General features: G+C 71.6%; 27 protein-coding genes. 20 read left to right on the top strand and 7 right to left on the bottom strand.

Annotated features, from left to right (window positions below):
• Window positions 1-220 precede the first annotated feature (220 nt).
• Window positions 221-1345 carry an MBL fold metallo-hydrolase gene (locus tag HHX37_RS26710; RefSeq protein ID WP_220503168.1) on the top strand — a complete coding sequence of 375 codons (1125 nt, stop codon included), beginning with the start codon at window positions 221-223 and terminating at the stop codon, window positions 1343-1345.
• Window positions 1346-1559: 214 nt separating this feature from the next.
• Here the strand turns inward: HHX37_RS26710 and HHX37_RS26705 are convergent, their stop codons facing one another.
• Window positions 1560-1934 carry an STAS domain-containing protein gene (locus HHX37_RS26705; RefSeq protein WP_165900860.1) on the bottom strand — a complete coding sequence of 125 codons (375 nt, stop codon included), beginning with the start codon at window positions 1932-1934 and terminating at the stop codon, window positions 1560-1562.
• A 141-nt stretch (window positions 1935-2075) separates the two neighbouring features.
• On the opposite strand from HHX37_RS26705, the gene HHX37_RS26700 reads away from it, so the two are divergent.
• From HHX37_RS26700 to HHX37_RS26690, 3 genes are all read left to right on the top strand, one after another.
• Window positions 2076-2303 (top strand): hypothetical protein, encoded by a 228-nt coding sequence (locus tag HHX37_RS26700; RefSeq protein ID WP_182887207.1) that lies wholly within the window; start codon window positions 2076-2078, stop codon window positions 2301-2303.
• A 237-nt stretch (window positions 2304-2540) separates the two neighbouring features.
• Complete coding sequence (locus HHX37_RS26695; RefSeq protein WP_182887206.1) at window positions 2541-3215, top strand: DUF6766 family protein; 675 nt, start codon at window positions 2541-2543, stop codon at window positions 3213-3215.
• Window positions 3216-3326: 111 nt separating this feature from the next.
• Window positions 3327-4526 (top strand): hypothetical protein, encoded by a 1200-nt coding sequence (locus HHX37_RS26690; RefSeq protein WP_182887205.1) that lies wholly within the window; start codon window positions 3327-3329, stop codon window positions 4524-4526.
• A gap of 56 nt (window positions 4527-4582) precedes the next feature.
• Here the strand turns inward: HHX37_RS26690 and HHX37_RS26685 are convergent, their stop codons facing one another.
• Window positions 4583-5167, bottom strand: coding sequence for a hemerythrin domain-containing protein (locus tag HHX37_RS26685; protein WP_117410201.1), 585 nt, complete (start codon window positions 5165-5167; stop codon window positions 4583-4585).
• A gap of 142 nt (window positions 5168-5309) precedes the next feature.
• Window positions 5310-6686 (bottom strand): cellulose-binding domain-containing protein, encoded by a 1377-nt coding sequence (locus tag HHX37_RS26680; protein WP_182887204.1) that lies wholly within the window; start codon window positions 6684-6686, stop codon window positions 5310-5312.
• Between the two features lie 499 nt (window positions 6687-7185).
• Between HHX37_RS26680 and HHX37_RS26675 the strand changes: the two genes are divergently transcribed.
• Together HHX37_RS26675 and HHX37_RS26670 are read left to right on the top strand one after the other, a co-directional pair.
• On the top strand, window positions 7186-8214 hold the full coding sequence (locus HHX37_RS26675; protein ID WP_182887203.1) for an ROK family protein: 1029 nt from the start codon (window positions 7186-7188) through the stop codon (window positions 8212-8214).
• 127 nt (window positions 8215-8341) lie between these two features.
• Entirely contained in the window at window positions 8342-8692 is a 351-nt protein-coding gene (locus HHX37_RS26670) for a hypothetical protein (protein ID WP_310738117.1), read from the top strand.
• 10 nt (window positions 8693-8702) lie between these two features.
• On the opposite strand, the gene HHX37_RS26665 is transcribed toward HHX37_RS26670, so the two are convergent.
• A complete protein-coding gene (locus HHX37_RS26665; protein WP_111701266.1) occupies window positions 8703-9365 on the bottom strand; it encodes an Lrp/AsnC family transcriptional regulator in 663 nt (220 codons plus the stop codon).
• 130 nt (window positions 9366-9495) lie between these two features.
• On the opposite strand from HHX37_RS26665, the gene HHX37_RS26660 reads away from it, so the two are divergent.
• From HHX37_RS26660 to HHX37_RS26635, 6 genes are read left to right on the top strand one after another with little or no spacing between them, the layout of a single operon-like run.
• Complete coding sequence (locus HHX37_RS26660) at window positions 9496-11091, top strand: ABC transporter substrate-binding protein (protein ID WP_182887202.1); 1596 nt, start codon at window positions 9496-9498, stop codon at window positions 11089-11091.
• A 22-nt stretch (window positions 11092-11113) separates the two neighbouring features.
• Window positions 11114-12139 (top strand): ABC transporter permease, encoded by a 1026-nt coding sequence (locus HHX37_RS26655; protein WP_310738118.1) that lies wholly within the window; start codon window positions 11114-11116, stop codon window positions 12137-12139.
• Window positions 12136-13011, top strand: a complete 876-nt coding sequence (locus tag HHX37_RS26650; RefSeq protein WP_182881110.1) for an ABC transporter permease — start codon at window positions 12136-12138, stop codon at window positions 13009-13011. Before HHX37_RS26655 ends, HHX37_RS26650 begins: the two co-directional genes overlap by 4 nt.
• On the top strand, window positions 13008-13811 hold the full coding sequence (locus tag HHX37_RS26645; protein WP_182887201.1) for an ABC transporter ATP-binding protein: 804 nt from the start codon (window positions 13008-13010) through the stop codon (window positions 13809-13811). Before HHX37_RS26650 ends, HHX37_RS26645 begins: the two co-directional genes overlap by 4 nt.
• The gene (locus HHX37_RS26640) at window positions 13808-14755 is read left to right on the top strand and encodes an ABC transporter ATP-binding protein (RefSeq protein WP_182887200.1); all 948 of its coding nucleotides are present in this window, start codon (window positions 13808-13810) and stop codon (window positions 14753-14755) included. Before HHX37_RS26645 ends, HHX37_RS26640 begins: the two co-directional genes overlap by 4 nt.
• The gene (locus HHX37_RS26635) at window positions 14752-15750 is read left to right on the top strand and encodes a M24 family metallopeptidase (RefSeq protein WP_259406789.1); all 999 of its coding nucleotides are present in this window, start codon (window positions 14752-14754) and stop codon (window positions 15748-15750) included. Before HHX37_RS26640 ends, HHX37_RS26635 begins: the two co-directional genes overlap by 4 nt.
• Before the next feature lie 77 nt (window positions 15751-15827).
• On the opposite strand, the gene HHX37_RS26630 is transcribed toward HHX37_RS26635, so the two are convergent.
• On the bottom strand, window positions 15828-16415 hold the full coding sequence (locus tag HHX37_RS26630) for a TetR/AcrR family transcriptional regulator (protein WP_220501492.1): 588 nt from the start codon (window positions 16413-16415) through the stop codon (window positions 15828-15830).
• A gap of 320 nt (window positions 16416-16735) precedes the next feature.
• Between HHX37_RS26630 and HHX37_RS26625 the strand changes: the two genes are divergently transcribed.
• From HHX37_RS26625 to HHX37_RS37200, 3 genes are all read left to right on the top strand, one after another.
• Window positions 16736-17500 carry an SDR family NAD(P)-dependent oxidoreductase gene (locus HHX37_RS26625; protein WP_182887198.1) on the top strand — a complete coding sequence of 255 codons (765 nt, stop codon included), beginning with the start codon at window positions 16736-16738 and terminating at the stop codon, window positions 17498-17500.
• Window positions 17501-17753: 253 nt separating this feature from the next.
• A complete protein-coding gene (locus HHX37_RS26620; RefSeq protein ID WP_182887197.1) occupies window positions 17754-18407 on the top strand; it encodes a hypothetical protein in 654 nt (217 codons plus the stop codon).
• A 386-nt stretch (window positions 18408-18793) separates the two neighbouring features.
• Entirely contained in the window at window positions 18794-18919 is a 126-nt protein-coding gene (locus HHX37_RS37200; protein ID WP_259402148.1) for a hypothetical protein, read from the top strand.
• Window positions 18920-19255: 336 nt separating this feature from the next.
• Here HHX37_RS37200 and HHX37_RS26615 read toward each other — a convergent pair whose 3' ends face one another.
• Window positions 19256-19450 carry a CsbD family protein gene (locus tag HHX37_RS26615; protein ID WP_111701274.1) on the bottom strand — a complete coding sequence of 65 codons (195 nt, stop codon included), beginning with the start codon at window positions 19448-19450 and terminating at the stop codon, window positions 19256-19258.
• Between the two features lie 169 nt (window positions 19451-19619).
• Here HHX37_RS26615 and HHX37_RS26610 point away from each other — a divergent pair, with 169 nt between their 5' ends.
• From HHX37_RS26610 to HHX37_RS26590, 5 genes are all read left to right on the top strand, one after another.
• Window positions 19620-20075, top strand: a complete 456-nt coding sequence (locus tag HHX37_RS26610) for an SPW repeat protein (RefSeq protein ID WP_111701275.1) — start codon at window positions 19620-19622, stop codon at window positions 20073-20075.
• Window positions 20076-20202: 127 nt separating this feature from the next.
• Window positions 20203-21165: a glutathione S-transferase family protein gene (locus tag HHX37_RS26605; RefSeq protein ID WP_182887196.1), complete on the top strand. Its 963-nt coding sequence runs from the start codon at window positions 20203-20205 to the stop codon at window positions 21163-21165.
• A gap of 235 nt (window positions 21166-21400) precedes the next feature.
• The gene (locus HHX37_RS26600) at window positions 21401-22312 is read left to right on the top strand and encodes a TerC family protein (protein ID WP_182887195.1); all 912 of its coding nucleotides are present in this window, start codon (window positions 21401-21403) and stop codon (window positions 22310-22312) included.
• 27 nt (window positions 22313-22339) lie between these two features.
• Window positions 22340-23218 (top strand): metallophosphoesterase family protein, encoded by an 879-nt coding sequence (locus tag HHX37_RS26595; RefSeq protein WP_182881117.1) that lies wholly within the window; start codon window positions 22340-22342, stop codon window positions 23216-23218.
• A complete protein-coding gene (locus HHX37_RS26590) occupies window positions 23215-23862 on the top strand; it encodes a 4'-phosphopantetheinyl transferase family protein (protein ID WP_182887194.1) in 648 nt (215 codons plus the stop codon). Before HHX37_RS26595 ends, HHX37_RS26590 begins: the two co-directional genes overlap by 4 nt.
• A gap of 64 nt (window positions 23863-23926) precedes the next feature.
• Here the strand turns inward: HHX37_RS26590 and HHX37_RS26585 are convergent, their stop codons facing one another.
• Entirely contained in the window at window positions 23927-24397 is a 471-nt protein-coding gene (locus HHX37_RS26585; RefSeq protein ID WP_182873519.1) for a DUF6194 family protein, read from the bottom strand.
• Window positions 24398-24464 lie beyond the last annotated feature (67 nt).

The following is a 24464-nucleotide window of genomic DNA, read 5'->3' as shown; positions in this document are numbered from 1 at the left end:
CCCGTTCCCCTTGTTGTGCGGTGGGCGGGACAGCGCGAAACCCAACGGGGGAAACATTCCAAGACCGGCCGCCCCGGCCGACGCCCGCTCGCGTCTCTGCGGCGGACCGGTCCGTACGGTCTCGTTCACGGCGTGGTCGTCCACAGACGGGAGACGCGGTGCGCGCGCGGGCGCCGGAATTGCCTAGGCTGATCGGCAGAACCCAGCAAGGAGATTGCCGTTGAAGACCGGTGGACAGAAGAACGGTGCGTGGGGCCGTCGTGTGGGCCTGCTCGCGGGAGCGGCGGCCCTGGCGGCCGTCGGATGGACGTTGCGGGAGGTTCCCGCCGCGCTGGGGGCGCGACCGTCGGGCGAGCGGGCTCAGCGGGTGCGCCGCTCCAAGCAGTTCCGCGACGGCGCGTTCCGCAACACGGCGCCCACGTCGATCCTCCCGCCCGGGACGTCCCGGCAGGTCGTGCGTGACCTGCTGTTCGGCAAGGCCCCGCGCAAGCCCCGGCTGCCGGTCCCCCTGGTGACCCCGGGCGCGTCCGCCGGAGGCGACCTCGACGCGATCTGGTACGGCCACTCCTCGGCTCTGATCGAGATCGAGGGCCGGCGGGTGCTGCTCGACCCGGTGTGGAGCGAGCGCTGCTCACCGGCGTCGTTCACCGGGCCCCGTCGCCTGCATCCTCCGCCGGTGCCGGTGTACGAACTGCCCGAACTCGACGCGATCGTCATCTCGCACGACCACTACGATCATCTCGACATGGCCACGGTGCGTCTGCTGACCCGGACGCAGACCGCGCCGTTCCTCGTGCCGCTGGGCGTGGGCGCCCACCTGGAGCGGTGGAAGGTGCCGGCGTCGCGGATCGTCGAGCTGGACTGGGACGAGGAGACCACGGTGTCCGGCATCCGGTTCGTCGCGACCGCCGGGCGCCATTTCTCGGGCCGCGCCTTCCGCCGCGACCAGACCCTCTGGGCGTCGTGGGTCATCGCGGGCGAGCGCAGGAAGGTCTTCTACACCGGTGACTCCGGTTACTTCGACGGGTACGCCGCGATCGGCGCGGCGCACGGGCCCTTCGACCTCTCGGTGGTGCAGATCGGCGCCTACAGCAAGGGCTGGCCGGACATCCACATGACGCCCGAAGAGGCCGTCCTCACCCACCTGGACGTGCGCGCCGGGGTGCTGCTGCCGGTGCACTGGGGCACCTTCTCCCTCGCCCCGCACGCGTGGAGCGAGCCGATCGACCAGTTGTGGCGTGAGGCGAAGGAGCGCGACGTGCGGCTGGTGGTCCCCCGACCGGGCGAGCGGGTCTCCGTCGACGACCCGCCGGCGGTCGACGGGTGGTGGCAGACGATCGTGTGAGGGCCGCGCCCCGCGGCCGACCGCCCCTGCTTACCGCCCCTCCCCGTTGGCCCTACCCACCGCCCTGGTCCCCTGCCCCGGTCCCCCGTCTCGGGGCACCGTCCCTGCTCCGGCGGCCCCGCCCACCGGGCGCAGGGCGGGCGGGCGGTGTGGGAGGCCCACCTCAATGGCAGGCGCCGCTCAGTGACAGGCCCAGCCCAGTGGCAGGCGCAGCTCAGCGGAGAGGGGCGGCGTGGCGCGTGATGGTCACGGGGCGGTTGAGGGCGTCGGCGAGGGCCGGATACATGGTGAACCGCTCGGTGAGGCCGAGCATCCCGAACAGATGCCGCAGGTGATCGCTGAGACCGCACACGGCCCCGTCTCCGCCCTCCGGAGGCGTCCGGACGCAGGCGTCGATGAGCACTCTGATGCCCGCGCTGTCGATGAAGCGCAGCTTCTCGAGGTCGAACAGGATGCGCGTCGCGGGCCGGGCCAGCAGAGGGGCCACGTGGTCCCGCAGCCTGGACACGGTGAGCACGTCGAGTTCCCCGCTCAGTGTGACCACGGTGAACGGTGGCGACTGCGTCACCGTGACCTGGAAATCGTGCAAGGGTCCCACCTCCGTTGGAGTGACGACCCTCAGGAGAACCTTCGGGACTCGCTCATTTTACGCTTTGTAGGCGATTAATCCCATATGACCGTTCCGATCGCGGCCCTCGTTTCACACCTGCCTCCAGGGTAGTCCCCATCCATGGCTGCACGAGCAATGGTGGTCGTCTGCCTCGCACTGATCGCCGCGGGCTGCGCGTCCGCCGAGAAGGACCCGGTCGTCTCGACGGTCGAGCGGTTCCTGTCCGCCGCCGGCCAGGGCCAGGGCGGGCCGGCCTGCGGGCTCCTGGCGCCGAAGGCCGCGCGGTCCCTGGACGACTGTGAGAAGCAGATCGTCTCCGTCGGCCTGCGGCCCGCCGCCGTACGCTAGGTCGACGTCTGGGGTGACGAGGCGCGGGTGCGGCTGGACGGCGACACCCTCTTTCTGCACCGGTTCCCCCAAGGCTGGCGAATCCGGGCCGCGGGCTGCGACCCCCGGCCGGGCCGGCCGTACGAATGCGAGGTGGAGGCGTGAACGGCGCGCGCACGCTCTATTGGGCGCTCCTGGTGATGATCGCGCTGGTCCTCGGATACGTGATCTTCATCGGTCTGGCGGGGAGGTAGCGGCGTGTGGCGCCTGGTTCGTGACAACGCCCTCGCGGCGTGCTTCCTGCTGCTGTTCCTGCTCAGCCTGGCCGGGCAGTCGGTCGCGGGCACGGCGGCCTACAACGAGGACCAGGTCGCGGAGGGCGGGTCCCCCGTCACGTGGCTCCAGTACGTCACCTCCTCGACCTTCGCCGTGGACGTGGCCGAGAACTGGCAGTCGGAGTATCTGCAGTTCTTCCTCTACATCCTCATCACCGTGTGGCTGATCCAGCGCGGCTCGCCGGAGTCGAAGAAGAGGGGCGAGGAGGGCCTGGAGTCCGACGCCGAGCAGAAGGTCGGCCGGTTCGCCGGAGCCGGGTCCCCCGCGTGGGCGGCGGCGGACGGATGGCGCCGGACGCTCTTCAGCCACTCCCTCGGCCTCGCGATGGGCCTGATCTTCCTGCTGTCCTGGCTGGCCCAGTCGGTCGCCGGGCTCGCCGCGTACGACGAGGAGCGGCTGGCCCGGCTGGAGGACCCGGTGGGCTGGGGCGGGTACGTCATGTCGGCCGAGTTCTGGAACCGCACGCTGCAGAACTGGCAGTCGGAGTTCCTGGCCGTCGCCTCGATGGTCCTGCTGGCGATCTTCCTTCGGGAGCGCGGCTCCCCGCAGTCGAAGAAGGTCGGCGACCCGCACTCCGCGACGGCGTCGTCCGGCTGATCCCCCGCACGCCACCGGATGCCAATCTCGGTCAAAAGCTCCAAATAGCCACGTTTGTCGCATTCCATGGCCTGGGTACGCCCAGCGCGAATCGTGGGGAGGAGCACCGAGATGACGTTCAATCCACTGCGTGAGCGCGGAATCCCGCTGGACCGGCAGGTGCGGAACTGGCGTGAGCTGGACGTCACGCCGATCGACCCCGACCATGCCGACCCCTACACGCGGTGCCGGATCATCACGATGAACGGCATCGAGATCGAATCGATCATGTTCAGCCACCACTTCGCCCGCCGCTGCCCGGACCTCGGCGTCCGGCAGCGGCTCGCGGAGGTGCGCTACGTCGAGCAGCAGCAGCAGAAGGCGGTCAACTGGCTGCTGCCGGGGCTCGCCTCGGTGCTGGAGACGACGATCGCCTACGAGCAGGTCGCGGTGGACCTGACGGCGTGGGTGGCGCGGATGGAGCCCGACCCCTACCTCAGGAAGGCCTACGAGTTCGGCGTGCTGGAGGACTTCGACCACCTGTACCGGTACGCCAACCTGTACGAGATGATCGAGCACCGCAAGGCCGAGAAGATCGTCGACCAGCTGACCGAGGTCATGCCGGGCCGGCCGACGAAGATGCACCACCGCCACCCCGTCGACAACGTCCGCGAGCACTACGACCGGGAGAAGGCGAAGCCGGTCTCGAAGCTGCACGCGTTGACGATCATGTCCGCCGAGCAGCAGACGATGAACTTCTACATGAACGTCGGCCCGACGTACATGGAGCCGATCGCGCGGCAGCTGTACCAGGAGATCGGGCTCATCGAGGAGGAGCACGTCACCCACTACGAGTCGCTGCTCGACCCGCGGGAGACGTGGTGGGAGCAGTGGCTCAACCACGAGTACAACGAGTGCTACCTGTACCACTCGTTCATGGAGACCGAGTCGGACCCCAAGGTGAAGGGGATCTGGGAGCTGCACCTGAACATGGAGCTGGAACACCTGCGGATCGCCGCGGAGTTGTTCCGCGAGCACGACGGCCGGGACCCGGAGCAGGTGCTGGCCCCCACGCTGCCCACGCCGGTCACCTTCGAGCCGAACAAGGGCTACCTGCGCGAGCTCATCTCCACGCAGATCGACCACACGACCCTGGGCACCGGTTATGTCCAGGAGGCCCACGAACGGTTCCAGCGCTGGCAGGAGCAGGTCCACGACGACGTCGAGCCGGCCAGCGAGCGGGTCATCGACGACAACCGCGCCAGGTCGGGCGAGGAGTACCGCCTGGAGATCGAGGGCGGGCACCCTCTCTACAGCCTGCGCTCCCACTGACAGGGCGCCCGGCCCGGGTCGGCACGCACCGCGTACGGACCCGGGCCGGGCCGGTGTCAGCCCTTCCGGCCCAGCGCCTGGCGGATCAGGTCGCGGGCCCGGTCGACGATCGCCGCGGGCGGGCCGAACAGCAGGTTCCTCGTCATCGACTCCACCCCGGGATGCGGCCGTGTGGGGGCCATCGCCAGCGCCGCCCGCACTCCCAGGGCCATCGCACGCCGTTCGGCCGCCGTCGTCTCGGCGCGGAGCCGGGTGAACTCGTAACGCTCCTCGGCCCGCGCGTGCGCGAGCACGGCCGTACGCAGCCTGTCGAGGTTGGGCATGAACTCGGAGTGCTCGGGGCCCAGGTCGTCCAGCATGGCCAGCATGCGTTTGGCCTCGTGTTCCTCCTTGAGCCGGTCGGCGACGATCTCTCCTCCCCCGTCGACCCGCAGCCGGGTGTAGGGGTGGACGATCTCCTCCTCCGCCGTCTCGTGCACGGCCAGCATCCGCACCAGCCGCCGGAAGGGCTCGTGACGCTCGCCGGGCGCCGCCCGCTCCACCTCCTCGAACATGTCCCTGATCACGGCGTGCTGGTGGACGAGGAGGTCGACGACGTCGCCCTCCTTCATCAGTTCGGGCACCGGGTGCACGTCGGTCATGTACCTCTCCCCTCGGATGCGGCGTCCGGCCTCCCGCAAGAGGCCGGACGCCGGGACGAACGGGACCGTAAGCCGTCCCGCACCACGGCGGGCACTCAGCTACTTACCCTTTTCGGTCACCGTCCGTCACCAAGGGCTTCGTTCAGCAGCCGACGGGGCTGGAGCCGAGAGCCACGTCGTCGTACCAGAGCGTGTCCGAGTCGCTGCCGTAGCTCTCCCAGCCCAGGCGGAAGGTCGTGGGCCGCGGCGCGGTGGTGCGCCGCAGCCACTGGGCGTCCACGTTCTGGGTGGGCGTGCCGTCCACCCGCAGGCCGGCGATCTCCTGGTCGTCCAGGTACGTACGCATCGCCTGCTGGCTGGTGTCGATCTGGAAGCGCAGGCAGACCCAGCGGTTGGTGGGCAGCGGGGCGCTCAGCGCGATGCCGGCCGGGCTCTGCTCGGGCAGTGTGGCGTCGTCGGACTCCCGGTTCCACTGGAGCGCGTTGCCCTGACCGCCGATCCGCAGGTCCTTGCCGCCGTCCCGGGAGTCCGCCATGGTGATCATGGTGACGTGGTTGGCCGGGAGCGCGGTCGTGTGCCGCACCCACATCCGGCCGTACACCACGGGCCCGATCGCCGAGACGTTCTTGGTGGTCCCGACGAACATGTGGTTGCAGTAGTTGCCGCCGCCGTTGACCCGCAGGGACTTGCCGCCGCTGTGCGCGGTGGAGGTGTCGATCGTGGCGGTGCCGCTGCCCGAGCAGTTCGGCGTGCTGACCTGCCATTCACCCGACGGCGCGCCCGACTGGTCCTCGAACCCCGAGCAGACCACCAGGCCGCTTCCGGAGCAGCCGGTCGAAGGCGTCGTCGAGGGCGACGGAGACGGCGACGGCGACGGCGACGGCGACGGCGACGGCGACGGCGACGCGGACGGGGAGGCCGAAGGAGACGGCGAGGGAGAGGGCGACGGCGAAGGAGACGGTGACGGCGAGGGCGAGGGCGAGGGGGACGCCGACGGAGACGCCGAAGGAGACGGGGACGGCGAGGGCGACGGCGACGACGTGCCTCCGCACGGCACGCCGTTCAGGTAGTAGTCGGACGGCGGTGTGAGGCTGCCCGACCAGGTGCCCTGGAAGCCGAAGTCCGCCGTGGCGCCCGTGGCCAGCGACCCGTTGTAGGAGGCGTTGGTGGCGGTCACCGTCGTGCCCGACTGGCTGACCTGCGCGCTCCAGGCGTTGGTGATCTGCTGGCTGGTGCCCGCCGTCCAGCGCAGCGTCCACGAGCTCACCGCGGAGCCGAGGTTGGTGAGCCGCACCGAGGCGGTGAAGCCGCCCTGCCACTGGTTGACCGTGTAGTCCACCTTGCAGACCGGGGCCGCGGAGGCGACGGTGGGCACCAGCACGACCACGAGCCCGGCCACCAGCGCGGCCAGGGCCGCGACCAGGCGCGCCGCCGGGGAGCCGGGCAGGCCGCGACCGGCGCGCGCACCCCTCCGGATGCCCGCACGCCGGTCACCGGGTGCGGGACGGAACTGCTTCATGCGTACCTCGCTTCCTGCGCATCTGTCGTGTGGCGCTTGGCGCGGCCGCGTCGGCCCGCCTCGCCCGGATCGGCGGATCAGCCCGGATCGGACCGGGCCGGCCGGAGGCGGCGGCAGGGCGGACGCCGCGCGTGCGCGACGACGGGAGCGGCGCCGGCCGGCCTGGCCGGGCGCACGGGTCGCGACGCTGCGGCCCCGGACGCAGATGTTTTCTCCCGGTCGCACGGCAGGTCAACGGACGCCGCCGCGCCCTCGCCGCTCCGCCCCGGGCCACGCGTCCGGCGGCGGCGTACGGCCCAGCTCACGGGCGCGGCGGCGGCCGGAGGCGGCCGGGCCGGGGCGGTGGCCGAACTGAATCTTTCACCATGCCGTCATGTGACGAAGGCCGCCGTACCCTGCGCCTGTGCCCCATCCGGCCGGTCGCGGCCCAGCGGCTGCCCACCGGACGCCGGCTCTCGTAGTCTTCGCTCTGACACGCTCGAACAAAGGACATCCCCCAATGACAGATGCAGGGTCCTGGGTCGTCGTCGGGCTCGACAACGGCGGGACAAGCAACAACGCGACCGTCCTCGACGCCTCCGGACGTTTCCTCGTGGACCGCATGGTCGAGACCCCGAGCCTCGTGCGGGAGGGCCCCGAGGTCGCGGTCGAGCAGCTCCTCCTCGCCCTCGGCAACGTGCTGGAGCTGACCGGCACCCCCCGGTCCACGGTGCGCGCGGTGGGCCTCGACACCCCCGGCCCGGCCAGCGCCGGCGGCGTGATCTCCTCCAAGGGCGCGACGAACTTCGTCGACCCCGGCTGGTTCGGCTTCGACTTCCGCGCCGCCCTGGAGGCCCGGCTGGGGCTGCCGGTCGTCTACAACAACGACGGCAACGCGGCGGCGCTCTACTCCCACCACGTGCGCTTCGGCGGGGACGCCTGGCAGCGCTCGTCCGTCTCCGCGATCGTCGGCACGGGTCTCGGCGGCGGCGTGATCCAGTCGGGGCACGTCGTGAAGGGCGCCGCCGGGATGGCCGGCGAGCTCGGGCACGTCCACATCCCCATGCAGGGCCTGCTGGAGGCGGACCAGCCGCTGCCGGAGTGCAACTGCGGCTTCACCGGGGACGCCGAGAGCGTCGCCTCGCTGACCGGCATCGAGAAGAACCTGCTGCCCTACTGGCTGACCCGCTTCCCCGGCCACGAGCTCACCGGGGTCGAACCCGTCGCGAAGGCGGCCCGGCTGCTGCGCGGGTACGCCGAGAACGGCGACGCGCTGGCTCTCAAGGTCTTCGAACAGCAGGCGATGGCCATCGGCAGGCTGTTCACCGTCGCGGCCAACTTCACCGACCCCGACGCGTACTTCCTCGGCGGCGGGGTGGTCGAGGCGGCCCCGCACTTCCGCGAGTGGTTCCTGGAGAAGGTCCGCGAGCACACGCTGCTGCGGGAGGAGCAGCGGCAGGTGGCCACGATCACGCTGGTGGAGGACCTCGACATGGCCGGAGCCCGGGGCGCCGCCCTGGCCGCGCTCTCCGAGATAGTCGGCCGCTGACACCTGTTCACGATCGGGCCGGGCCGCGGCGGGTGATCTGGACGGATCATCCGCCCCGCCGGTGTCCGGCGAGCGGAACGTCCAGAGCGGGTTGCGAATCTCGTTCGGTTCGGCACGATGCGGACTCGTGAACGACACAGACCTGCTCAACGGCCGCCGCTTCATCATGATCAGCTCCACGGCCGGCCCGGTGGACGCCGACGCGCCCACCGAGTTCGCGTACCAGGAGTCGGGCGGCGTCATCTGGGGGCACTACACGGGCGACACCGTCGTCGACGGCCGGTTCGTCGGCACCCGGGAGGCCGACCGTGTCGAGCTGTCCTACGTCCACCTGCTGAAGACAGGCGAGCGCGCGAGCGGCCGCAGCACCAGCCGCATCGAGGCGGCCGAGGACGGCAGGCTGCGACTGGTGGAGGAGTTCCAGTTCGAGGGCGACGACGTCACCCACGTCAGCGTCTGCGCCGAAGTGGTCTCCTGACTCGTCCCCGCTAAGTGGCATCGCGCAGCGCGGCGCGGCCCTCGGCCGCGCCGACGAAGCGCATCTTGCCGAGCGGCAGCCCCTGTCCCTGCTCGGGCTCCGGCGAGGCCGAGGGGGCGGGCCGCCGCGGGGCGCCGCGGCCCCGGTCCCGCTCCATGTCGCCGGGCAGCACGTACGGCCGCCTGAGCACCTCGTCGAGGATGAACACGGTCTCGGTGGCCTTGACGGCCGGGATGCCGGCCAGCCGCTCGGTGACCATCGCGTGCACCTCGGCCACGTCGGCCATCCGCACCTGGATCATGGCGTCGTGCTGCCCGGTGGTGATTGCGCAGTACTCCACCTCCGGCATCTGCGCGAGCTGGGCGCGGAACTGCCGCCACATCTGCTGGCGCACGGTCACGAAGATCAGCGCGACGATGCCGAGGCCGGCCCGCTGGTGGTCGATCTCGGCCGTGAAGCGCCTGATCACGCCGTCGGCGCGGAGCGCCTCGAAGCGTGTGTAGGCGTTGGCCCTGGAGATCCCCACCCGCTCGGCGAGAGCGGACACCGAGACGCGCCCGTTGTCTCTGAGCACCTCAAGGATCTTCAGATGGGTCGCGTCCAGCTCCAGGCCGATGCCGATCCGTCCAGCGGCGCCGCCTCCGGACCCCGAGTTGCCTGATATTTCGGTCACTGGTTCATCCTCCACGGGAGATTCGTCTCGGCCTAGCCGCATGAGCTGGACTTTCTGCCGGACAATCCTGGACGATCGGCGACCAAACGTCCATACGGCCAAGAGTCGGCCTGTTTTCGGAGGACACATAATGACGACCCGTTCGTGGCAGGCGAGGGCCGGCCTGCTCCCGGTTGTGCTCACCGGCGCCCTCGCCCTCGCGGCCTGCTCCGGCGGCGGCTCGTCCAGCAGCACCCCAAGCGGCGCCGCGGGCAAGACGCTCGTGATAGACACCTCCTTCGACCTCAAGACGGCGGACCCGGGGCGGACCTACGAGCCGACCGGCCTGATCGTCGACAAGGCGACCTACGACACGCTCCTCACGTTCGAAGGCTCCGACGTCACCAAGCCGGTGCCGTCGCTCGCCGAGTCGTACGAACTGTCGTCCGACGGCAAGGAGCTCACGCTCAAGCTGCGGCAGGGCGCCAAGTTCTCCGACGGCTCCCCGGTGACGGCCGACGACGTGGTGTTCTCCCTCACCCGCGTGCGCGACATGAAGGGCACGCCGTCGTTCCTGCTCGACGGCGTGGAGATCGCCAAGAACGACGACACGACCATCACGCTGACGTCGAAGACGCCGAACCCGGCGCTTCCGTACATCCTTCCGAACCCGGCCCTCGGCATCCTCAACTCGAAGGCGGCCAAGGAGCACGGCGCGACGAACGACCCGAACGACAAGGCCGAGCAGTACCTGAACTCCGCCTCGGCGGGCTCCGGGCCGTACACGATCGAGTCCTTCAACGTGAGCACCCAGGTCGTGCTGAAGGCGAACGCGCAGTACTGGGGCACGAAGAGGCCCTACTACGACAAGGTGGTCATCCGCAACGTCGAGTCGGCCGCGCAGAAGCTCAACGTGCAGCGCGGCGACAGCCAGGTGGCGCTGAACCTGTCCGGCGACCAGGTGGCCGGCGTCTCCGGCGGCCTGCAGGTCAAGCGGACCGCCTCGGCGTACGTGTTCTTCCTGCTCGCCAACCAGGACCCGGCCGTCAGCAAGGTCACCTCCAACCCCAGGTTCGTCGAGGCCGTGCGCAAGGGCATCGACTACCCGGGCCTGCTGGAGCTGGCCGGGGAGGGCTCGACGCAGGCGTCGGGCATCATCCCGTCGATGTTCCTCGGCGCGCTCCCGCCCGACCAGGCGGCCAAGCGCGACGTCGAGGGCGCCAAGGCGGCGCTGGCGGAGAGCGGCGTGACCGACCCCGCGGTCAAGCTGGAGTACCCCAGCGAGCTGACCGTGAACGGCCTGTCCTTCCAGCCGCTGGCCGAGCGCATCCAGGCCAACCTCAAGGAGGTCGGCATCACGGTCGAGCTGACCCCCGCTCCGGTCACCACCGCGCTGGACAACTACCGCAACGGCAAGGAGGAGCTGGGCCTGTGGTACTGGGGCCCCGACTTCCCCGACCCCAGCAACTACCTGTCGTTCGCCCCGGGCAAGCTGGTCGGCCTGCGGGCCGGGTGGAAGGCGGGCGCGGACAAGGACGTCGAGGCCGCGGCCGGCAAGGCCGGCGCCGCGGTGACCGACGACGACCGCAAGCAGGCGTACACCGACTTCCAGCAGAAGCTCAACGCGACCGGTCCGTTCATGCCGCTGATCCAGCCGGGCCAGAACATCGTGACGGCGGCGTCCGTCACCGGCGTGGAGTACCACCCCGTGTGGACGATCGATGTCGCCGGCCTCGGCGCCAAGTAGTCGCCGTACGGGGAACCGGGCGGTGCGCAGCCCGCTCGCCCGGTTCCTGGTGCGGCGGATCCTCACGGCGCTGCTGCTGGCGGTAGGGATCACGCTGGTCACCTTCGTGCTGACCAACCTGGTGCCGGGTGACCCGGTGGCGGCCAACCTCGGCCAGCGGGCGGTCGGCGACCCGGCGATCGTGGCCCAGTGGCGCGCCGACCACGGACTCGACCGGCCGCTGCCGCAGCAATACCTGATGCACCTCGAAGGACTGCTGCACGGCGACCTCGGGACGAGCCAGCAGAGCCACCGCCCGGTGCTGGACGACCTCGCCGAGTCCGTGCCGGCCACGCTGGAGCTGGCGGGCGCCGCCATCCTCGTCTCGCTGGTCCTCGGCGTCGGATTCGGGGTGGTCGCGGCGCTGCGCCGCGACCGTCTGTCCGACCACGTGCTGCGGGTGCTGAGCCTGGTCGGCATCTCGGTGCCGACGTTCTGGCTCGCCTTGGTGGCGTTCTACGTGTTCTTCTTCCGGCTGCAGATCACCCCGGGCAGCGGCCGGGTCGATCCCGGGATGACCCCGCCGCCGCAGGTCACCGGCCTCTACACGGTCGACGCCCTACTGTCGGGGCGCTGGGACGCGCTTTCCTCGGCCGTCGGCCACCTGGCCGCGCCGGCGCTCGTGCTGGCCCTCTACACGATCGGCCTGCTGACGCGGTTCACCCGCTCGGCGGTGCTGGAGGTGCTCGGGCAGGACTACGTGCGCGCCGCCCGCGCCAAGGGCCTGCCCGGCCGCGTGGTGCTGTTCCGCTACGTCCTGCGCCCGGCGCTGGTGCCCGTCATCACCGTCGCCGGCCTGGCGTTCGGCAGCCTGCTGTCCGGCACCGTGCTGGTGGAGGCCGTCTTCGCCTGGCCCGGGGTCGGCCAGTACGCCTACAAGAGCGCCACCACCCTCGACCTTCCCGCCGTCATGGGCGTCGGTCTCGTGGTGGGCGTGGTCTACCTCGTCATCAACCTGGTCGTCGACGTGCTGTACGGCGTCATCGACCCGAGGGTGAGGGTCTCATGAAGCGCGCCGGCCTGTTCGCGCGCAGCCGCGTGAGCCGGCTCCCGCAGGCGTGGCGGCGGCCGCTGGCGGTCGTCGGCACCGTCGTCGCGCTGGCCTGGATCGTGGTCGCGCTGGCCGCGCCGGTGCTCGCGCCGCACGACCCGCTGGCCCAGGAGCTGCCCCGGCTCGCGCCGCCCGGCCCGGGCCACTGGCTCGGCACCGACCAGCTCGGCCGCGACGTCCTCAGCCGGATCATGTACGGCGCGCGGGTGTCCATCCCGCTCACGCTGCTGCTCGTGGCGCTGTCGGTGGTGGTCGGCGGCCTGCTCGGCGCCTGCGCGGGATACTTCGGCCGGTGGGTGGACGAGACGATCATGCGCCTGGCCGACCTCGTGTTCGCCTTCCCCACCGTCATCCTCGCGATGGTCGTCGCCGCCGCCCTCGGCGCGAGCCTCGGCAACGCGGTGCTCGCCGTGCTCGTCGTCGCCTGGCCGGCGTACGCCCGGGTGACCCGCGGCCTCGTGCTCGGCGTACGGGAGCGGGAGTTCGTGCTCAGCGGGCGGCTGCTGGGCTTCTCCGCCTGGCGGTCGCTGCGGGTGGACGTGCTGCCGAACGTCACCGGGCCCGTCATGGTGCTCGCCACCCTCGACATCGGGACCGCGCTGCTGTTGCTGTCGGGCCTTTCGTTCCTCGGGCTCGGCGCGAAGCCGCCGTCGCCCGAGTGGGGTGCGATGGTCGCCGCCGGAGTGGACGTCTTCGACAGCTGGTGGGTCGCGACGTTCCCCGGGCTCGCGATCCTGACGGTCGTCCTCGCGTTCAACTTCCTCGGCGACACGCTGCGCGACGCGCTCGACCCGCGTACCGCCGGGGCGATCAAGGAGCGTGCGCTGTGACGGCGGAACCACAGGCGGCCGCGCTGACGGTCGAGGGGCTACGGGTGTCGATCGGCGGCCACGACGTCCTGCACGGCGTCGACCTGGCCCTGGAAGCGGGGCGCGTGCACGGCCTCGCCGGCGAGAGCGGCTCGGGCAAGACCATGACCGGTCTCGCCGTGCTCGGCCTGCTCCCCCACGGCTCCCGCGCGTCGGGACGGATCGCCTTCGGCGGCCGTGACCTGCTGGAGATGCCCGCCCGCGAGCTCAACGAGGTGCGCGGCTCGAAGATCGCCATGGTCTTCCAGGACCCGGCGACCAGCCTGCACCCGATGCTGACGGTGGAGCGGCAGCTCACCGAGCACATGCGCCACCACCTGGGCATCGGCAGGAGGGAAGCGCGCGAGCGGGCCGCCGGCCTGCTCGCCAAGGTGCGCATCCCGGGCCCCGAGGAGGCGCTGAAGCGCTACCCGCACCAGTTCTCCGGCGGCATGCGGCAGCGGATCGCCATCGCCGTCGCGCTGGCCTGCGAGCCCGAGGTGCTCATCGCCGACGAGCCGACGACCGCGCTCGACGTGACCGTGCAGGCGGGAATCCTCCGCCTGCTGCGCGGGCTGTGCGACGACCTCGGCCTCGCCATCCTCCTCGTCACCCACGACCTCGGTGTGATGTCGGCCGTCGCCGACGAGGTGAGCGTGATGAAGGACGGGCTGGTCGTGGAGACCGGCCCGCGCGGCCGGGTGCTGCGGGAGCCGCGCCATCCCTACACCCGCTCGCTGCTCGACGCCCTGCCCGTGCCTCCTGGGGAGAACTCGCCATGACCATGCCTCTGACTGGGCCCCTGCTGTCCGTGGAGGACCTGGTCGTCGAGCACCGCACGCCGGGCCGCCCTGTCGTGCGGGCCGTGGCCGGGGCCGGCCTGCACGTCGCCGCCGGCGAGGTCGTCGGCCTGGTGGGCGAGTCGGGGTGCGGCAAGTCCACCCTGGCCCGGGCGGTGTGCGGGCTGCACGGCGCGGCCTCCGGGCGGATCCTCGTCGGCGGCCACCCCGTGACGCCCCTCGGCCTGCGCCGCAGGGACCCCGGGCTGACCGGCGTACAGATGGTGTTTCAGGATCCGTACTCCTCGCTGAACCCGCGCCGCCGCGTGGGCGCGCAGATCGCCGACGGACTGCGTACGGCGGGCGACACCGCGACCAGCCCCGCCGACCTGCTCGAACGGGTCGGGCTGCCGCGCGCGTTCGCCGGCCGATACCCGCACGAGTTCTCCGGAGGGCAGCGGCAGCGCGTCGCCATCGCGCGGGCGCTCGCCGCCCGGCCGTCGCTGCTGATCGGGGACGAGCCCATCTCCGCGCTGGACGCCTCCGCCCAGGCGCAGGTGGCCCGGCTGATGCGCGACCTCGCCGTGGAGTCCGGCGCGGGCCTGCTGTTCATCAGCCACGACCTGTCCGTCGTGCGGCTGATCGCCGACCGGATCGCGGTCATGTACCTCGGCAAGGTCGTGGAGACCGGGCCGACCGCGGAGGTGTGGGCCGACCCCAGGCACCCGTACACGCGGGCGCTGCTCGCCGCGATCCCTTCCCCCGACGGCGCCGGGGTGCTGCCCGCCGAACTGCCCGGAGACGTGCCCGACCCCGCCGATCCCCCGGTGGGCTGCCGGTTCCACCCCCGCTGCCCGCTCGCCATGGACGTGTGCCGGGAGCGGGAGCCGGACTTCGGGCCGGTGGCCTGCTGGCTGCACGAGCCGGAGCCGTCCTCCCTGTCATGATCGACCCCCTCATGCTGGAGGACGTACGTGCCGGGATGGCCGATGCGGGTATCGACGCCCTCGTGCTGCGGCCCTCGCCGGACTTCCGGTATCTGCGCGCCCGCTCGGCGGGGCTCGCGGAGGCGGGCTATCTCGTCATGGCGCTCGACGGGCCGCCCACCCCGGCGGGCGACCCCGCGCAGGCGGCGGCCCTCGTGCCCCCGGCGGCACGCCGCGTGGCAGTGGACCCGCAGATGCACGCCGCCGAACTGTTCGCGCTGCGCCTGGACGCGGAGCTCGTGCTGGCCTCGGCCGTGCTCGCGCCGCTCCGCCTGCGCAAGCGGGCCGACGAGGTGACCGCGATGCGGCACGCCGCCGCGGTGGCCGACGCCGTGCTGCTCGCGGCCCGCGAGCTGGCCTGGTTCGGCGCCACCGAGCTGGCGATGGCCCGCAGGCTGCGGGCGATGCTCGCCGAGACGGGTTGTGAGGGGACGCCCTCCGTGCTCGTCGCGGCGGGCGAGCACTCCGCCGAGGCGCGTCACCGGCCGTGCGAGCGGGTGATCAACCCCGGTGACGCGCTGCTCGTCTCGGTCGGCGGGCGCTGGAACGGCTACTGCGCCGAGGTCGCCCGGGTCTTCGCGGTCGCCGAGCCGCCGGAGGACTTCGACGCCATGTACTCGGTCGTCCTCGCCGCTCAGCGGGCCGCCGTCGACCTCGTACGCCCCGGAGTGGCGTGCGCCGAGGCCGCGACGGTCGCCGGCGAGGTCATCTACGGCAGCGGCTACGGCGACTACGCCGCCGCCGGGGCCGGCCGGGGCATCGGGCTGAGCCCGGTGGAGGGGCCCTGGCTGGCGGCCGGGGAGAGGTTCGAGGCCGGGATGACCGTCTGCCTGGAGCCCGCCGTCTACCTGCCCGACCTCTTCGGCGCCCGGGTGGCCGACGTGGTCGTGTGCGGCGAGGAGGGGCCGGAGCCGCTCAGCACCGGCTCCCGCGCGCTGCACGTCCTCGACCGTTAGTGCCACGTTCCTCCGAGCCGGCGCCGGCCAGGGCCTCGGCCACGGCGGGCACACCGGCGTCGCGGGCCGGGCGCCGTTCAGCTCGTCACGATGCCGTGCAGGAGCAGGTCGATGAGCCTTGTGGCGAGGGCGGGTTCCTGCTCGGCGCCCGCCATGTAGCTGATGCCGCCGAGCGCCATCAGGACGTCCTGGGGCTTCGCCTGTTCTCGCACGGCCCCGTGGCTCCTCCCGGCAGCGAGAAGGCGATCCACCGCTTCGGCGAGGTCGGCGCGGGTCTGCAGCCGCTCGCTGTCGTCGGTCAGCACCACACGGAGGGCGTCGGCCATGCCGTGCTTGGTGGCCATGAAGTCGATGAAGCGCTCCATCCAGGCACGTAGCGCGTCCACCGGGGGCAGCGAGGCCGCGAGCTCGGGCGCCGCCTCGCACAGGAGCCGCACCTCATGCCGGTGCACCGCCTCGATCAGCAGTTCCTTGGACGGGAACCGGCGGTAGAGCGTGCCCACACCCACGCCGGCCTCGCGCGCGACGTCCTTGACCGAGGCGTCGGCTCCATCGCGGGCCAGGACGACTGCCGCGGCCCTGAGCAGACGGTCTTCGTTGCGCTTCGCGTCGGCCCGCAGCGGCCGGTGCCGCCGTACGGAGCCGTCCTCGCCATCGTCGGCCAATCCCCGCCCTTTCTCTCCAGCTTGTATCCGGAACCGGTTCCGGATACGGTTACAACCGGAACCGGTTCCGGATAAAAGGCTACCGCGGCTCCGGGCCTCCCCGCGAGTGATCGGGCCGTCCGCCGCCGGACGCCAGGGGCCGCTCCCCACCCCCGCCGACGTGGTGATGAACTCCGGCAGACCCGTGCAGGAAGCACTTTCCACAGCAGGCGGCACGGCGCCGACACACTCACCGGGCCCTTCGAGGTCCGCAGCCGCGGACGGCCACAGCCCAGGGGCCCGCGAAGGCCACGACCACGACGACATCGGAGGAGAACACCATGACCGGACGACTGCGGAACACCGTGGCGCTGGTGACCGGCGCCGGCAGCGGCATCGGCGAGGCGACCGCCCGCGGCCTCGCCGCGGAGGGCGCGGCGGTCGCCGTCCTCGGGCGGCGGCGCGGCAGGCTGGAGGAGGTCGCGGACAAGGTCCGGGCCGACGGCGGCACCGCGCTCGTCGTGCAGGCCGACATCACCGACCGGCGACAGGCCGCGGCGGCGGTGGAAAGCGTGGTGACCGAGCTCGGCCGCCTGGACACGCTCGTCAACAACGCCGGTTTCATGGGCATGGGGCAGGCCGCGGAATCCCCGCTCGAGGAGTGGGATCACATGCTCGCGGTCAACGTCCAGGGCCTGCTGTACACCACCCATGCCGCCCTGCCGCACCTCCTCCGCGCCGCGGAGGACTCCCCGCGGAAGGTCGCGGACCTGGTCAACATCAGTTCCACGGGGGGCAGGGTCGCCCGGCCCGGGACGGCCGTCTACAACCTGACGAAGTTCGGCGTCAACGGGTTCACCGAGGCCCTGCGGCAGGAGGTCGTGCGGAAGGGCCTCCGGGTGAGCGTGGTCGAGCCCGGCACGGTGGACACCGAGCTGAGCTCCCACCTCCGCGACGGCGTGCGACAGGCCGTGGAGCGCCAGATCGAGAACATCGAGTTGCTGCATCCGGAGGACATCGCCGACGCGGTCTCCTACATCGTCACCCGGGACCGTCGAGTCGCCGTCAACGAGATCCTCGTGCGCGCCGGCGAGCAGACCTGGTGACGGGGCCGCGGCCCGCGGCCGCACCGAACCGCAAGATCACTGTCCGTGTCATGCCCGCTGTCCTCGCGCGTGGGGCGTACGGAGACGAAAGCAGCGGCAAAAGTGGGCAAATTGTCGCTATCAACACCAGCAACCCCAGTAGGCACGATAGAGGATAGAAAGGTCATTTTCGTAGTGACGTTCCCGCGGGTCGTCCGCGATCGGAGACATTTCGTCGCGGAGAACCATCGGGAAGGATCACGGAGGAGGATCCATGACCACGACCGAGGCGACACCGGGCCCGACGGCCGGAGGCACGACGACCACCCGGGCCCGGACATCCCGTGCCCGCACGACGACGCCCACGCCGCCCACACCCGCACCCGCGCCGCCTGCACCCGCCCCGTCCATGGGCCCGGGGGCCGAGGAGGCGCACCCGCCGCGACTGGACCTGGACCTGCCGTTCATGCGCCTCCAGCTTCGCGCGCCCGAGATGCACCTGCCGCACGTCGGCATGCCGCACATCAGCGGACGGGAGGTCGGGCACGCCATGGACGTCGCCCGGACCTTCCTGCCTCCACCGGAGCGCATCATGTACTACGGCGGTCTCGGCGCGCTCGCGGTCCTCGGCATCCTGGAGTGGCCGGTGGCGGCGGCCATCGGCGCGGGGACCATGATCGCCCAGCGGGCCAGGTCGCGTGAGCAGCGCTGGTCACCGCTCGGCGGACCGCAGCAGAAGGACACCCGGGGAGCGGCCACGCCCATGCCCACACCTGGGGCGACCACGCCGGGAATGCCCGGCGCGGGCGCCATGGAGACCACGCCGGAAGCCGCCAAGCAGGTCACGGGGAGGCGGGCCGCGGCGAAGGGCGAGACGAAGGCACCGGCCGCCGGCGCCGCCCGGCGCGCCAGGGCCACCACCAAGTAGCCGCCGCCAGGGGCGCGCCCGCACAGGGCCCACACAGGGCCGCACAGGGCTCACACAGGGCTCACACAGGGCCGCACAGGGCTCACACAGGGCTCACACAGGGCTCACAGGGCTCATCACACAGAGCCGGCCGAGGAGCCCGTCCAGGACCAACCGCCACGGACAGGACGCCACGGACAGGACGGCACGGACGGGGCCGCACGGCCGGCAGACGCCGCACGGGCACGACCAACAGGTGCCCGTGCGGTCGCGCCCTGGGCGCGTGATCAGGGAAGTATCCGGAACGGTCACCCGCTGTTCACCAAACGGTAACCTTAACTACGCCCGTTTGGGAGGTTTATGCGTCAGTCTTCCATAGAAGCCGATTTGTCCTACCGAGGTGCGAAGTGACTGAGTTCCTTGCCGCCGTTCTCTCCCGTGCGGCCCTCATGGTCCTGGAGGCGCTGCTCGTGCGTCTCATCCATGCGCTCGTGACGTCGTCCTTCCGCGTCACGCTGCCACACGCGGCCTGATCCCGGCCTGACCGGCCCACCGATCCGGGCCGAAGCCCCGGCGCCCCCGGCGTCCGGGGATCCGATCGACAGTTACCCCCGGCCCCCCGCGGCGACTTCACGCGGGCGTTCCCCGAGGTTCTCACAGCGATCTCGCGGGGATGATCTCAGGAGATCCGGACGGATCTCAGGGGATGTCGCAGGGCCCCCACAGGAGAACCCCGCGCACGGGGGACGAGAGCGCCGGTGGCGTCGCCCCGGCTCAGCGTGATCACCCTCGTCCCCGCACCGGTGACGGCCGCGGCCCCTCCCCCCGGAGGGCCCGGCGCCCCGTCACCTCACGCACGATCGCGCGGGTCAGTCCTTGAAGGCGTCCTTGACCTTGCCGGCCGCGTCCTTCACCTTCTCGCCCGCCTGCTTGATGTGGCTCTTCGACTGGTCGGCCTGACCCTCGGCCTCGAGGCGCTCGTCGTCGGTGACCTTGCCGAGCCCCTCCTTGGCCTTACCGGTGATCTCTTCCGACTTGTTACGGAACTTGTCCTCCGTACCCATGTGGTTACCCCTCTCGGTCGCAGAGCTGACGACCACCCCTCTTTCCGCTGGTGGAGGGGCTAAACGCGTCCTGGCCGACACTCAGTCACCAAACCGGGAAAAGGGGACGAAACGGGCGTACGCTAGAAATAAGGACTACAGCACACGCCTTTGAAGGGTGGTGTGAGGCATGACACACGGTGCCGACATCGGGACGCATCCCGACATCATGCAGATGCGGGCCCGATACGAGGCCGCCGCGGCGAATCCCGCCGCGCAGCTGGCCGATGGTCTGACGCTCCTGAGCGGGCTGTATCTGGCGTTGTCACCCTGGATCGTCGGATTCAGCGGCACGCGGACTCCGCTCGCGGTGAACAACCTCGTCACCGGTCTCGCCGTGGCACTCCTGGCGATGGGTTACAGCTCGGCGTTCGGGCGCACCTACGGAATCTCCTGGGTCGCCCCGCTGCTCGGCATCTGGACCATCATCGCCCCCTGGGTCATCCGGGGAGGCATGGCGACCACCTCCACGATCATCAGCAACGTGGTCGTGGGCGCGCTCATCCTGCTGTTCGGCCTCGCCACCATGCGGTTCGGCATGATGGAGCGCGAGCGGCCCGGCGGCTTCCGCACGCCGGCGCACTGAGCCGGCACTCCGAGCCGACACTCCGAGCCAACGGAGCGCGGGTGCGTGGTTGTCACAGGCGCCGGTTACTCTCGTCGGAGTCGCGACCCACAGGTCGGACTCACACAGGCGAGAGGACGGTGCGCGCGTGACGACCACGGCTCCCGTCGCGGGTCCGGTGGACTTCGCGGCCTACGGTGACTACACGGTGAAGGCGGCCACCAGGCCGGACGGGTCGTTCGCGCGGCCGCTCTACCGGTTCCGCGACCGCGTCACGGCCGACGGCGACGGCGCCTTTCCCGCCGAGCCCGGCCGCTACCATCTGTACGTCTCGCTGGCCTGCCCGTGGGCGCACCGCTCGGTGATCGTGCGCGCGCTTCTCGGGCTGGAGGACGTCGTCTCGATGTCCGTCGTCGACCCCGTGCGCGACGGGCGCGGCTGGGCGTTCCGCGAGGGCCCGGGGCACGGGCCCGATGAGCTCAACGGGTTCACCCTGCTCCGGGAGGCGTACGAGGCGACCGAGCCCGGCTACGACGGCCACGTGTCGGTCCCGGTGCTGTGGGACCGCTGCACCGGGCGGATCGTCAGCAACAACTTCCCCGACATCAGCCTCGACCTGGGCCAGGCGTTCGGCCGATGGGCCCGGCCGGGTGTCGATCTCTACCCCGAGGACCTGCGGGCGGAGATCGACGCGCTCAACGAGCGCGTGTACGCCGACGTCAACAACGGCGTGTACAAGTGCGGCTTCGCCGAGAGCCAGGAGGCGTACGACTCGGCGGTCACGGCGCTCTTCGCGGCGCTCGGCGAACTCGACGAGCGGCTGGCCGGCCGCCGCTACCTGTTCGGCGACCGGATCACCGAGGCCGACGTGCGCCTGTGGGTCACGCTCGTCCGCTTCGACACCGTCTACGTGACCCACTTCAAGGCCAACATCCGCCGTCTGTCCGACCACCCCAACCTCTGGCGTTACGCCCGCGACCTCTACGCCGGCCCCGCGTTCGGCGGCACGACGGACTTCGACCACATCAAGCGCCACTACTACGGCACCCATCCCAAGATCAATCCGCTGCGCATCGTGCCCGCGGGGCCGGTCATCGACTGGTCCCTGTAGGCCGCCGCCCGCCCGGCCGTGGCTCGGTGCCGGGCGTGCCCGGCCGCCGCTTTGACGTATCGACCCGGTTTCCCGAATAATCGGGCGTAGTTCGAGGGGGAGTACCCGGCTTCCCGCAGCGTCGTCATCACGGCCGCCGACCTGAGGCGTCCCGGCGCGGGGGTCACCGTATCCGGTGGCACGGGGAGACCGTCGACCTGCCGATTCCGCCGTGCGCGGTTGTGGGGGTTGACGTATGTCCGTTCCTCTGTGGGCCTGGGCCGCCGTTCTGGCGGTCATCCTCGTCATGCTGGCCGTCGATCTCTATGCCCATCGCAGCGCCCATGTCGTGCGGTTCCGCGAGGCGCTGGCCTGGTCGGGCGTGTGGATCGTCCTCGGCCTCGGCTTCGGCGCCATCGTCTGGCTGACCTGGGGGCCCGGGGCCGGTGGCGAGTACCTGGCCGGTTACCTGATCGAGAAGTCGCTGGCCGTCGACAACGTGTTCGTGTTCGCGCTGCTGTTCTCCTTCTTCGCGGTCCCCCGCGAACTGGAGCATCGCGTGCTGTTCTTCGGCGTGCTGGGCGCGCTGGTCTTCCGCGCGCTGTTCATCGGCGCGGGCGCCGTGCTGCTCGGCCGCTTCCACTGGATCCTGTACGTCTTCGGCGCCTTCCTGCTCTACACGGGCGTGAAGATGGCCAGGCACGCCGCGATCGAGGTGCATCCCGAGCGCAACCCCGTGCTGCGCGCCATGCGGCGGGTGATGCCCGTCACCGACGCCTTCCAGGGGTCGCGGTTCCTCGTCCGGCAGGACGGCCGGTGGGCCGCCACGCCGCTGCTGGCCGTGCTGGTCGCCGTCGAGACCACCGACATCGTCTTCGCCGTCGACTCGATCCCCGCCATCTTCGCGGTCACCTCCGAGCCGTTCCTCGTCTTCACCTCCAACGCGTTCGCGATCCTCGGGCTGCGGGCGATGTACTTCCTGCTGGCCGGGGCGATGCACCGGTTCGGCTACCTCAGGTACGGCCTCGCCGCGATCCTCGTGTTCGTGGGGGCGAAGATGCTCCTGGCCGACCTCTACGCGATCCCCGTCTGGCTGTCACTGGTGGTGATCTTCGCCTGCCTCGCGATCTCCGTGGGGGCGAGCCATTACCGGACGCGTAGGGGTTGATCGTTCTTCCCCTGCCCCTCCGCCGATATGTACCCTCCTGTCCAGGGGAGCCGGCGGGCGGTGGGAGGACTCGGCAACGTGACGGGCTTGTACGCCATCAGCGATCTGCACGTCGCCCACGACGAGAACCGCGAGATCGTCGAGAACCTCCGTCCGGAGTCCGACGGCGACTGGCTCGTCGTGGCCGGCGACGTGGCGGAGACCCCGGCCGACATCGAGTGGGCGCTGGCCACGCTGGCGCGGCGGTTCGCGAGAGTCGTCTGGGCTCCCGGCAACCACGAACTGTGGACCACCCCGACCGACCCGGTGCAGCTGCGGGGCGTCGCCCGATACGAGCGCCTTGTCCAGATCTGCCGTGACCTCGGGGTGCTCACGCCCGAGGATCCGTACGCGGTGTGGGAGAGCGAGGACGGGCCGGTCACGGTGGCCCCGCTGTTCCTCCTCTACGACTACACCTTCCGTCCCGACGGCACCGCGACCAAGGAGACGGCCCTGGCACGGGCCTACGAGGCCGGCGTCGTGTGCACCGACGAATACCTCCTGCACCCCGATCCGCACCCCACCCGCGACGCCTGGTGCGAGGCGCGTCTGGCCGAGACCGAGCGCCGCCTCGCCGGCGTCGGCGGCCCGGTCGTGCTGGTCAACCACTTCCCGCTGGTCCGGGAGCCGACCCGGATCCTGCGGTATCCCGAGTTCGCGCTGTGGTGCGGCACCGAGCGCACCGCCGACTGGCATGTGCGCTACCGGGCCGCCGCCGTGGTCTACGGTCACCTGCACATCCCCCGGACGACCTGGCACGACGGCGTACGCTTCGAGGAGGTCTCGCTGGGCTATCCACGCGAGTGGCGCGGTCGCCCGGCGGGGCCGGCGCGCCCGCGTCTGGTGCTCGCCGGGGCGGCCCGGTGATCGCTGAGATCCTGCCGCCGTGGGTCGCGTCGGCGGAGGAGTTCGGCGACGTCCCGGAGGAGACCCTCTTCCCCGAGGAGCGGCCGCTCGTCGAGCGGGTCGCCGACCGGCGGCGGCGGGAGTTCGTCACCGGGCGCCACTGCGCCAGGCGCGCGCTCGCCGCGATCGGCGTGGCGCCCGTCGCGATCCCGCGCGGTGAGCGGGGCGCGCCGGTCTGGCCGGACGGCGTGGTCGGCAGCATCACGCACTGCTCGGGGTTCCGTGCGGCGGCGGTGGCCCCGGCGGAGGCGGCGCTGGCGGTCGGCATCGACGCCGAGCCGCACGAGCACCTCCCCGAGGGCGTCCTCCCCCGGGTCGCCGCCCCGGCGGAGATCGCCGCGCTCACGGCGCTGCGCGACGCGGACGACGCGGTGTGCTGGGACGCCATCCTGTTCAGTGCCAAGGAGTCGGTCTACAAGGTCTGGTTTCCGCTGACCCGCAGATGGCTCGACTTCGCCGAGGCGGTGGTGGACATCGACCCCTCGGGCGAATTCAGCGCCCGCCTTCTGGTCACCGACCCGGCCGTCGGCACGCCTGTGCTGCGGGGCCGGTGGACGGTGCGCGACGGCCACCTCGCCACCTCGATCGCCCTCCCCCGGGCCTGACGACGCCCCTCACGACGGCCCTCACGACGGCCCTGACGACGGCCCTGACGACGCCTGCGGGCCGTCAGCCGCGCGGCCGGTGACGGGCGGCCGCGCGGGCGTGCGCGGCGGTCAGAAGGGCGGGCACCCGGGGCGCGGTGGCCTCGCCGGGGTTGAGCACGCAGACCCAGGACTGGGCCGCGTACACCGGATGCGGCAGGATCCGGTCGAGCGCGCGGTAGTCCACCGTCTCGTGCCGTCCGGCGTGCGCGGCCGGGGGATAGCCGAGCAGTTCCTCGAAGCCGGCGCGGCCGACGGCGATGTTCAGCCGGAACACCCCGGGCCGGTCGAGGCCGGAGGCGGTGTCGAACCCCTCGTAGTCCTTGACCACGATCGTGGCGAAGGGCATCTGCCGGGCGGACGGGTCGTCGTCGGGATCGTAGAAGAAGAAGGTGTCCCCCCACGCCGCCCGGGGGGCCCCGGTGCCCTCGGCGGCGGTGAAGGCGACGACGCCCGGCAGGCCGGTCACGAAGCCGGCGATGTCGTTCTCGGTCACGAAGGATCCCTTGTCTCGGCCGGTGATTCCTCCTTGAATCGTCTCATTGAACCGCCCTGTGAGACTT

The organism is Microbispora sp. H10885 (genome assembly GCF_014161415.1).
GTDB classification, from domain to species: domain Bacteria; phylum Actinomycetota; class Actinomycetes; order Streptosporangiales; family Streptosporangiaceae; genus Microbispora; species Microbispora triticiradicis.
The sequence above is the reverse complement of the archived record's forward strand: the minus strand, read 5'-3'. Positions and strand labels throughout refer to the sequence as shown.